This is a genomic window from Actinomadura bangladeshensis (assembly GCF_004348335.1).
Lineage (GTDB): Bacteria > Actinomycetota > Actinomycetes > Streptosporangiales > Streptosporangiaceae > Spirillospora > Spirillospora bangladeshensis.
In genome coordinates, this window is sequence record NZ_SMJW01000294.1 from 1 (window position 1) to 9,066 (window position 9,066).

General features: G+C 71.9%; 10 protein-coding genes and 1 tRNA gene. 7 read left to right on the forward strand and 4 right to left on the reverse strand.

The features are described from left to right. Together E1284_RS35040 and E1284_RS35045 are read right to left on the reverse strand one after the other, a co-directional pair. A partial coding sequence (locus tag E1284_RS35040) for a serine/threonine protein kinase (protein ID WP_131944457.1) occupies nt 1-936 on the reverse strand: 936 nt, incomplete at its 3' end. A 13-nt stretch (nt 937-949) separates the two neighbouring features. Next, on the reverse strand, nt 950-2,938 hold the full coding sequence (locus tag E1284_RS35045) for an outer membrane protein assembly factor BamB family protein (protein ID WP_165965542.1): 1,989 nt from the start codon (nt 2,936-2,938) through the stop codon (nt 950-952). 237 nt (nt 2,939-3,175) lie between these two features. Between E1284_RS35045 and E1284_RS35050 the strand changes: the two genes are divergently transcribed. The 3 genes from E1284_RS35050 to E1284_RS42025 all read left to right on the forward strand — a co-directional run bounded on the left by E1284_RS35050 (nt 3,176) and on the right by E1284_RS42025 (nt 3,944). Next, nucleotides 3,176-3,571 (forward strand): cupin domain-containing protein, encoded by a 396-nt coding sequence (locus E1284_RS35050; RefSeq protein ID WP_165965543.1) that lies wholly within the window; start codon nt 3,176-3,178, stop codon nt 3,569-3,571. A gap of 73 nt (nt 3,572-3,644) precedes the next feature. Beyond that, nucleotides 3,645-3,733: transfer RNA gene (locus E1284_RS35055), tRNA-Ser, on the forward strand. Between the two features lie 43 nt (nt 3,734-3,776). Continuing rightward, complete coding sequence (locus E1284_RS42025) at nt 3,777-3,944, forward strand: hypothetical protein (protein ID WP_165965544.1); 168 nt, start codon at nt 3,777-3,779, stop codon at nt 3,942-3,944. An 18-nt stretch (nt 3,945-3,962) separates the two neighbouring features. Here the strand turns inward: E1284_RS42025 and E1284_RS35060 are convergent, their stop codons facing one another. Then, nucleotides 3,963-4,703, reverse strand: a complete 741-nt coding sequence (locus E1284_RS35060; protein ID WP_131944459.1) for a M15 family metallopeptidase — start codon at nt 4,701-4,703, stop codon at nt 3,963-3,965. Nucleotides 4,704-4,855: 152 nt separating this feature from the next. Here E1284_RS35060 and E1284_RS35065 point away from each other — a divergent pair, with 152 nt between their 5' ends. After that, a complete protein-coding gene (locus tag E1284_RS35065) occupies nt 4,856-5,275 on the forward strand; it encodes a hypothetical protein (RefSeq protein ID WP_131944460.1) in 420 nt (139 codons plus the stop codon). Between the two features lie 6 nt (nt 5,276-5,281). On the opposite strand, the gene E1284_RS35070 is transcribed toward E1284_RS35065, so the two are convergent. Next, entirely contained in the window at nt 5,282-5,743 is a 462-nt protein-coding gene (locus E1284_RS35070) for a MarR family winged helix-turn-helix transcriptional regulator (protein WP_131944461.1), read from the reverse strand. Nucleotides 5,744-5,909: 166 nt separating this feature from the next. Here E1284_RS35070 and E1284_RS35075 point away from each other — a divergent pair, with 166 nt between their 5' ends. The 3 genes from E1284_RS35075 to E1284_RS35085 all read left to right on the forward strand — a co-directional run bounded on the left by E1284_RS35075 (nt 5,910) and on the right by E1284_RS35085 (nt 9,062). Next, entirely contained in the window at nt 5,910-6,920 is a 1,011-nt protein-coding gene (locus tag E1284_RS35075; RefSeq protein WP_131944462.1) for a pirin family protein, read from the forward strand. 375 nt (nt 6,921-7,295) lie between these two features. Then, complete coding sequence (locus tag E1284_RS35080; protein WP_425544454.1) at nt 7,296-8,480, forward strand: ATP-binding protein; 1,185 nt, start codon at nt 7,296-7,298, stop codon at nt 8,478-8,480. Between the two features lie 285 nt (nt 8,481-8,765). Next, nucleotides 8,766-9,062 carry a hypothetical protein gene (locus E1284_RS35085; RefSeq protein ID WP_131944464.1) on the forward strand — a complete coding sequence of 99 codons (297 nt, stop codon included), beginning with the start codon at nt 8,766-8,768 and terminating at the stop codon, nt 9,060-9,062. The last annotated feature ends 4 nt before the right edge of the window (nt 9,063-9,066 follow it).

A 9,066-nucleotide genomic window follows, 5' to 3' on the forward strand; every position in this document is an offset into this window, starting at 1 on the left:
CTTGGGCAGGGCGGGGGCGACGTGTGCGGCGGGTCCCGTGTCGCGGCTGATCACCGGATCCTCCTCCGACGGTTCTCGAGGGGACGGTGAGCGGCTCAACTCCTGCGTCGCGTCGTACCGCCGGTACAGCCGCCATCGGGAGCGGCTCGTCCGGTGGGCGATGCGCGCGGGCTCGGGCCGGTAGAACGGGGGCCGCAGGCATCTGCCGATCAGCGAGCGGACGCGGAAGGGCAGTTCCCGCAGGTCGGGCGGGGGCACCCGCCGCACCACGCACGCGGCGGTGGCCAGCATGTCGAGGTCGCCGTAGGGACGGACGCCCGTCGCCGCGTACAGCAGCACCATTCCGAGCGCGTAGACATCGTCCTCGCGCCTGGCCCATGCCGGGTCGGCCATGACCCGCGGAGACATGTAGGCGGGATCGCCGCGCAGCGCGTGCCCCGCGGGCAGCGTCCCGTGCCGCGCCTCGTCGGTCGCCAGCTGCGGAAGCAGCGCGTGGTCGGCCAGCACGATCCGGCCGCTCCCCGCGCAGAGGACGGTGCCCGGGGTGAGCGCGCCGTGCAGGAGGCGGTAGCGGTGCAGCACCTCCAGGCCCGTGGCGATCCGGTGCGCGAGCGACAGGATCTGCCCCGCGGGCAGCGGCCCCGCCTCCAGGATCCAGCTGTCCAGCGGCTCCCCGCCGACATCCTCGGCGGCCACCCACCAGCCCTCGTCGTCGACCCAGCCGGCGAGGGTGGCGGCGACGCACGGGGCGCGCAGGCTCCGCATCCGGTCGATCAGCCGCAGGAACGGAGCGGATGAGGGCGCGTCGCGCGTCCAGTGGGCGTGCAACCGGGTGACCAGCACCTTCTCGCCGGTCCTGATCTCCACGGCGCGGTGCCGGTCGCCGAGCGTACCGGTGTCCAGCGGCTCTATCAGTTCGAAACCGGCTCGCCTCATCCCCGCGGTCCTCTCATCGCCTGTCGAGCGGGCCGATGTCCAGCGCGGTCACCCACCGGTCCCAGTCCCCGATGTAGAGGGCCGCGCCGTCGGTGCAGGGGGAGGAGTCGATCCACGCGCCCGTGGTGAAGCGCCCCCTCTCCCAGCCCGAGAGGGCGTCGATCGCGTACAGGTTGCCGTCGTGGCTGCCGGCGTACACCTGGCCGCCGTGCACCAGCGGAGACGAGCGGACCTCGCCGCCGGTGGCGAACGACCACATCCCGAGTCCGCTGGCCATGTCGATGGCGTAGAGCCGGTGGTCGTCGCTGCCGACGTAGGCGACGCCCTTGTCGACCGCCGCCGCGTGCACCGCCTGCTCGGTTCGGAAGGTCCAGCGCCGCACCGGGCGGTGCGCGTCCACGGCGTGCACGGCGCCGTCCAGCGTGCCGACCAGGACCAGGCCGCCGGACGCCACGGGCGGCGAGGTGATCGCGGCGCCCGCGTCGTGGCTCCAGGCCACCTCGCCGGTGCCGGCGTTCAATGCGTAGAGGTGGTGGTCCCAGGACCCGAGATAGACGAGCCCCCGGTCCACGGCCGCGGGCCCCTCCACGACGTCCCCGGCCTGGAAGCGCCACCGCTCGCGCGGACCGGTCAGGTCGAAGGCGCGCACGAGCCCGGTGAGGTCGCCGACGACCAGGGCGCCCGCTGCGGGGACGACGGCCGGGGTCGTCGCGACCGAGGGCTCCACACTCGCCTGCCACTGGACGGTGCCGTCGCTGAGCCGCAGCGCGTGCACCCGGCCGTCGGCGCAGGTGACGTACAGCATGCCCGCATGGACGGCGGGCGTCCGGTCGATGCGGTCGAAGGGGCCGGCCCGCCACAGCTCGCGCCCGGTCGCGGCGGCGAAGGCCCGCACCAGGCCGTCCTGCCCGCCCGCGCACACCATCCCGCCGGGCCGGGCCGACGGGACCGCGACGGGCGAGGCGTAGTAGCCCCTGCCGCCGAGCCGGACCCGCCAGCGCGGTGCGGCGCGCCCCGCCGGGCCCGCCGGCCGGCCCGGCAGCGCGATCGGCGCCGTCGCGTTCGGCAGCGGCCGGGCCCGGGGCCGGGCCTCGGTGGCGTGCTCGGCGTACTCGCCGAGCACCTTGCCCGCCCGGCTCGGCAGCGCGGTCAGCGCGCCGCGCCGCTGCTCGGCCGCGCCCGCCTGATCGGCGGGCGTCCGCGGGTCGTCCCGCGTGCAGGCCGCGATGATCTGCTCGGCGGTGAACCGCTCGCTGGCCCGCCGGTGCGTGCAGCCCGCGACCAGGTCCGCCAGCTCGGCGGGCAGGTCGCAGAACAGCGGCCGCCCCGCCGCGTCCCGGACGATCAGTTCGCTCGCCTCGATCTGCGGGTGCTTGCCGGTGGCGGTGAACGCGATCGTGATCCCGAGCGAGTAGACGTCGGTGGCGTGGGTCAGGTCGGTGCCGCCGATCGCCTGCTCTGGTGACATGTAGCCCGGAGTCCCCTTGCGCCCGCTGGTGAACGCCGGGAACCGGCCGAGGTCCTTGGCGATGCCGAAGTCGATGAGCTTCGGCCCGGAGGCGGCCATGATGATGTTGCTCGGCTTGATGTCGCGGTGGACGATCGACAGTTTCCGCAGCGTCAGCAGCGTGGCGGCCAGCCGCACGGCCATCCACCGCACCGTGTCCACGGGGAGCGCACCATGCAGGGCGACGAGTTCCTGCAGCGTCGGGGCCTTGAGGTAGTCGATCGCCAGCCACGGCGGGTCGCCCTGCACGTCGAACGCCTGCACCGCCGCGGTGTGCTCGCCGCCGACCCGCATACAGGACTCGATCTCCTTGCGGAGGCGGGTGCGCGCCTCGCCGCTGCGCAGCCGCGGGTTGGTCAGGATCTTCACGGCGGCGGACGAGCCGTTGGCGGCGTGCCGGCCGAGGAAGACCTTCCCCATGCCGCCGGTGCCGAGCACCCGGAGCAGCCGGTAGTCGCCGAGGCGGACGGGATCTCCCGGGTCGAGTTCGCGCACGCCGCCCCTATGCGGTCGACACGGTGGATATGGCGAAGTACATGCAAGGCCCCCGTTCGGTTTCGCTCTGCCCCCAATGCGTGGGCCCGAGCATCGCATCCGTTCCAACCGGGGTAAGTGGCATATGACACTGATGGCCACATTGGGTCGCTAATTGTGATCATTCGTCGCCCTGAGTGCACGCCTTCCAGTGAGCGGCTCCGTGATGCCGCGGCGCGGCCCGTCTAAAGTTGCCCCGTGCTGGATGACGGGCGGGACGAGCGGACGTGGGGAATCTATGTGGGGAAGGCCGGGGCGGACGCGGCTCTGGACCGGGGGTGGCTGCTCGGGCATTTCAAGCCGGCCGGCGACCTGCGGCACAGCGACGAGGTCGAGATCAAGTGGGGCGTGCACCCGAAGGGCGAGCGGCGCGCCGTGTGGACGGACGGCGACAAGCGCACCGCCCTGCTCGTCCTGATCAGCGGCCGGTTCCGGCTGGAGTTCCCCGGACGGGACGTCGTGCTCGCCGAGCAGGGCGACTACGTGGTGTGGGGGCGGGGCGTCGACCACTCCTGGGAGGCCGAGGAGGAGGCGGTCGTGCTGACCGTCCGGTGGCCGTCGATCCCCGGCTTCCGCGTCCCGGACGAACCGTAGGCGACCTGGTATGCGGTCGAAGGCAGGGGCCCCTGACCGCTATCGTGGGCGGTGGCCGGGCGACCGGCCGCCGGGAGAGTTCGCATAGTGGACTAGTGCAGGCGCCTTGAAAGCGCCCAGGGCTGGGGACAGTCCTCGTGGGTTCGAATCCCACACTCTCCGCTCCGCCCTACTCGGGCATAGGGGATCCGTTACCCTCTTCGGCATGTCGCAGACACCGAATGATCCGGCGGGCACGACGCACCAGTTCCAGAACTTCGCCAGCCAGGCGCAGCCGCGCAAGTCCGGGCCGAACATCGGCATGATCGTCGGCATCGTCGCCGTGGTGGCGGTCCTCGCCGTCCTCGTCGGCGCGGTCATGATGCTCGGCTAGGCGGTCTCCGGCGGAAGGTCAGCGGCCCGACGCCGAGAAGTGCTGGTAGTCCTTGGCGCCGCTCCATTCGCCGCCCCAGCCCCAGTCGATCGAGGCGAACGCCTTCACCACCTTGTCGCCCGCGTGGATCATGCCGGGCGCGTCCAGCTTGCGGTTCTTGTACTTCGTGCAGTCCTTGTGGGCGATGCGCCCGTCCGCGTAGACGTAGGGGTTCTGGCAGGGGTTGATGTCGATGGCGAGCCCGTACGCGTGCTGGGAGAACGAACTGGACCCGGTCGCGTTGCGGCAGTTGAACGCGGAGGTGTTGTTGGCCTCGATCGAGTCGAAGTCGCTGCCGCCGTACTTGTCGACCGGCTCCATCCGCTCGATCGGGTAGCGCATGGCGTACAGCTTCTTGAAGACCGAGACGAGGTCGTCGGCCGCCTTGGCGTTGACGACGAGCCGCCCGCCGGTGTGCGGCTTGCCGTCCATGCCCCAGTAGGTCATCTCGATCATCCGGAGTCCGGACGGCGCCACGGGGCAGCCGCGCCGCCAGGACGACGTCAGGTCGCCGGCGGTCACCTTCGTGATGTCGGCCTGGAAGACCGGCTTCGTCGGGGACGGCGACGGCGTCGCCGAGCCGGACGCGGTGGGCGGGGTCGCGGGCGGCGCCGACTCGCCCGAGTCGTCGCCGCCGCGGCCACATCCGGTCGCCGCGAGCGCCACCGTGAGCAGGACACCGAGGAAAGTCGCGCTGGAAATCGGCCCTCTACCTGGCATCTTCGCAGCATACGCAGGCCGAGGGGCGTTCGCGTCGCGGTACCGATTCGCTACGGTGCGTTTGAGGGCGCGCCCGCCGGATAGGGGCGGCGTGGAACACCAAGCGACCGCCGGGCATGTCGTCCGGTGATGTCCGGTCCCAGGGAGCCGGGATGACGGAAGCTCAGGAGAGCGACCCGCCGAGCCTCGAAGACGAGATCTTCGCGGTGGCGCACAATGTGGAGGTCGAGCCGGAGACCGCGCGGCCGCGGCTGCCGGCGGACAAGGCCCAGGCCGTCCTGGAGCGCGCGGGCGCGTTCCTCGGCCGGGACGTGAAGGCGCTCGCGGCGGGCTTCGGCCTGTTCGTGTTCGTCGACCTCGTGATGATGTGGGCGCCGCTGATGATGAGCCGCCGCCCGAGCCTGCTGCCGCAGTTCGTCACGCTGCTGCTGCTCGCGTTCGGGCTGGGCGGGCTGCTCGTCTGGCAGGTCGGCGGCCGGTGGCGGACGTTCGGCATCGGCATGATGCTCGCCTGGGGGTTCCTGACCCTCGTGTCGGTGGGCTTCCTGACCGGGGTGATGGTCCCGCTCTAGCGGGGGTCAGGTCGCGGGGCCGATCCGCTTCAGGACGAGGCCGAACGCGCGCCCGATCGCCTCGAGGTCCTCCGGCTGGACGACGTCGATGAAGAACGTCCGGACGGTCTCGACGTGGTCGCGGGCGGCGCGTTCGAGTGCGGCGTACCCCTCATCGGTGAGGTGCGCGAAGACGCCGCGCTTGTCGTTGGGGCAGCTGTCCCGCTTGACCAGGCCCTTGGCCTCCAGGCGGGAGCAGGTGTGCGACAGGCGGCTGCGGGACTGGCTGGCGTTCTCGGCGAGCTCGGCCATGCGCAGCCGCCGCTCGGGCGCCTCCGACAGCCGGACGAGGATCTCGTACTCCGACACCGACAGGCCGTGCTTGGCCTTGAGGTCGCGGTCCATGGTCTCGGTGAGCCGGACGCTGCCGTCCACGTATGCCCGCCAATCGCGCTGCTGGGCGGCATCGAGCCAGCGAGGTTCGCTCATACCGCAAAGTATAGTTCATATGTTGAACATTCAACTAGTCCGCGCTACCTTCACGGTAGCAGGACGGGCCGGGTCGTCCGTTCGCGAAAATAGTTGAACCATCAACTATGTTGCAGGAGGCAGTGCACCGCCCGGCCCGGACGGGCACCCGACGAGGGGAGAACCCATGCCCGCCGTGATGGCCGACCCGCTGACCCTGCCCCGCCTGCCGCTGCTGCCGCAGGAGGACACCGACTGGCGGCGCGTCGCGAAGGTCGTGACCGCCAAGCGCCACCTCGAGGGCGAGGGCTTCCAGGTCAGGCGCCCCTTCCCGGGCATCGACCTGGCCCTGGCCGACCCCTTCCTGCTCCTCGACCACATGGGCGCCGTCGAGTACGCGCCGGGCGAGGCGAAGGGGACCCCTTGGCACCCGCACCGCGGGTTCGAGACGGTCACCTACATCATCGACGGAGCGTTCCAGCACCAGGACACCGCGGGCGGCGGCGGCCTCATCGCCGACGGCGCCACGCAGTGGATGACGGCCGCGTCCGGTATCCAGCACATCGAGCAGCCGCCCCCGGAGCTGGTCGCCAAGGGCGGGCTGTTCCACGGCGTCCAGCTCTGGGTGAACCTGCCGCGCGCCCAGAAGTGGCTGCCGCCGCGCTACCAGGACATCAAGGCCCGCGACGTCAAGCTGCTGGCCGCCGACGACGGCTCGTCGCTGGTCCGCGTCATCGCCGGGTCGGTCGCCGGATACGACGGCCCCGGCGTCACCTACACGCCGATCAACTACCTGCACGCGACGGTCGCGCCCGGCGCCCGGCTCGCGCTGCCCTGGCCGCGCGACTTCAACGCGCTCGTGTACGTCCTGTCCGGACGCGGCACGGTCGGCGTCGAGGAGGTCGGGCTGGACGAGGGGCAGCTCGCCGTGTTCGCCGGCTCCCACCACAAGGGGGACGGTGACGGGCTCGTCGTGCGGGCCGCCGACGGTCAGCCGCAGGCCAGTGCGAACGGGTGGGAGATCCTGATCCTGGGCGGCCTTCCGATCCGGGAGCCGGTCGCCCGCTACGGCCCGTTCGTGATGAACACCCGCGAGGAGATCGTCCAGGCGTTCGAGGACTTCCAGGCCGGCCGGATGGGCACCGTCCCGGCCGAGCAGGTCCCGCACCGGTCCGACGCCGACGAATCCCTCACCTGACCCCCGCAGGCGGTCCTGTCCGGATACCCCGCTCCGGACAGGGCCGTCCGCGGGCCCGCCCGACGCCGACGTACCAGGCCCCGTCCTGCCCGCACGGGTGGCCGCGGCGGCGGTGACGAAGCCCGCCGGGTCGTTGTCCGCGTTCGCGTGACGGCGGCGGACGCGTGCGCTAGTGTGTTCGAATAGTCGAACAGAAGTTCGACCTGTTCGGAAGCGCTCGCCCGGGGAGGCGGCATGGTGGCGACCGCCATGAGGGGAGCCGAGGCTCCCGCGCGCTGCGGGCGGCGGCGCGAGCACGCGACACGCCGCAGCGATTTCTACGTAAATCTACGGCCGCAGCTATATCGCCTCATAGAGTCCGAGAGCGTGGACCCCGTGCGCAACCCCTATGCCCCCGGCGCCGGGCAGCGCCCCCCGGAGCTGGCCGGCCGCGACCGCGAGCTCCGGCAGTTCGAGGTGGTGCTCGAACGAGTCGCCCGCGGGCGTCCCGAGCGCAGCATGATCATCACCGGGCTGCGCGGGGTGGGCAAGACCGTGCTGCTCAACGCGTTCCGGTCGCAGGCCATCCAGCGGCTGTGGGGGACGGGCAAGATCGAGGCCCGGCCCGACCAGTCGATCCGGCGGCCGGTCGCCTCGGCGCTGCACCGCGCCGTCCGGGAGCTCGCGCCCCGGCACCGCGCGCCCGACCGCATCGAGGACTTCCTCGGCGTGCTGAAGGCGTTCGCGCAGTCCGGGCCCGAGCCGGCCGGCAAGAGCAAGGCGCGGGCGCACCGCTGGCAGCCCGGCATCGACGTGCCCGCGGCGCGCGGCCGCGCCGACTCCGGCGACCTGGAGATCGACCTCACCGAGCTGTTCGTCGACGCCGCGTCCGTCGCCACGGACGTCGGCGTCGGCATCGCGCTGTTCGTCGACGAGATGCAGGACGTCCCGGCCGACGACGTCTCCGCGCTGTGCGCCGCCTGCCACGAGCTGTCGCAGGTCGGCGGGCCGCTGATCGTGGTGGGCGCGGGGCTGCCGCACCTGCCGGCCGTGCTGTCGGCCAGCAAGTCCTACTCCGAGCGGCTCTTCCGGTACGCGCGGATCGACCGGCTCGACCGGGAGTCGGCCGACTTCGCGCTGATGGCGCCGGCCGAGCGGGAGGACGTCACCTTCACCAGGGACGCCCTCGACGCGCTGTACGGGGCGGCCGACGGCTACCCGTACTTCGTCCAGGCGTACGCGAAGGTCGTCTGGGACGTGGCGCCCGACACCCCGATCACGGCCGACGACATCAAGGTCGCGGCCCCCGAGGCGGAGAGCGAGCTCGCGGTCGGCTTCTTCGGCAGCCGCTACGAGCGCGCCACCCCCGCCGAGCGCGACTACATGCGCGCGATGGCTGCGCTCGGCGACGACCCCGTGCCGACGGCCGCGGTCGCCGACGCGCTGGGCCGCAAACCGTCCAGCCTGTCGCCCGCCCGCGACGGGCTCATCAAGAAGGGCCTCATCTACAGCGCCGAGCGCGGCATGGTCGCGTTCACGGTGCCGCACTTCGGCAAGTTCCTCCGCTCGCAACCCGCCTGACGGCCGATCCGTCCGTATCGAGTTCTCTAGCGAAAAGGCTAGAGAACGATAGAAAGCCGTGCCCGGACGTGGCCGCCAGTGAATATCCGGCTCTCTAGCACGGGAAGTAGAGAGCCGTAGATTTGGCTTGCATTGCCTCTGGCTTTGTCTACGGCTTTCTACGCTTTTTCGTAGAAAGCCGTAGACGGCGCTGAGGTGGGTGAGGCCGGTGTTGCCGCGCGGTTGCGGTGGGGTAGAACCCGGACGAATACCCATCTATCGGGCACCAGGTCTCTATCGGGGGGAATGATGACAGACCGAGACCGGTTCCGCGGTCAGGACCCGGACGACCAGTACGGCCGGGAGGAGTACGCGGGCCAGGACGACACGCCCTCCTCCCTGGGCTACGACTCCGCCATGGGCTACGACGAGACGCGGGACCAGGGCGGCCGCATCCCGAGCGGCGACTACAGCGCCCAGGGCGACTACGCGTCCGAGACGGCCGACGGCCTGAGGACCTTCCGGGCCGGCGAGGGCCGCGAGCCGTCCCCGCAGGAGGACGACTACGGCCAGGAGCCCTACGGCCCCAACACCACCTGGTGACCCC

Bases quoted from the DNA above. Each gene is read 5' to 3' on its own strand.
- E1284_RS42025 (WP_165965544.1), top strand. From the start codon at position 3,777: ATGTCGCAGACACCGAATGATCCGGCGGGCACGACGCACCAGTTCCAG.
- E1284_RS35060 (WP_131944459.1), bottom strand. From the start codon at position 4,703: ATGCCAGGTAGAGGGCCGATTTCCAGCGCGACTTTCCTCGGTGTCCTG.
- E1284_RS35065 (WP_131944460.1), top strand. From the start codon at position 4,856: ATGACGGAAGCTCAGGAGAGCGACCCGCCGAGCCTCGAAGACGAGATC.
- E1284_RS35070 (WP_131944461.1), bottom strand. From the start codon at position 5,743: ATGAGCGAACCTCGCTGGCTCGATGCCGCCCAGCAGCGCGATTGGCGG.
- E1284_RS35075 (WP_131944462.1), top strand. From the start codon at position 5,910: ATGCCCGCCGTGATGGCCGACCCGCTGACCCTGCCCCGCCTGCCGCTG.
- E1284_RS35085 (WP_131944464.1), top strand. From the start codon at position 8,766: ATGATGACAGACCGAGACCGGTTCCGCGGTCAGGACCCGGACGACCAG.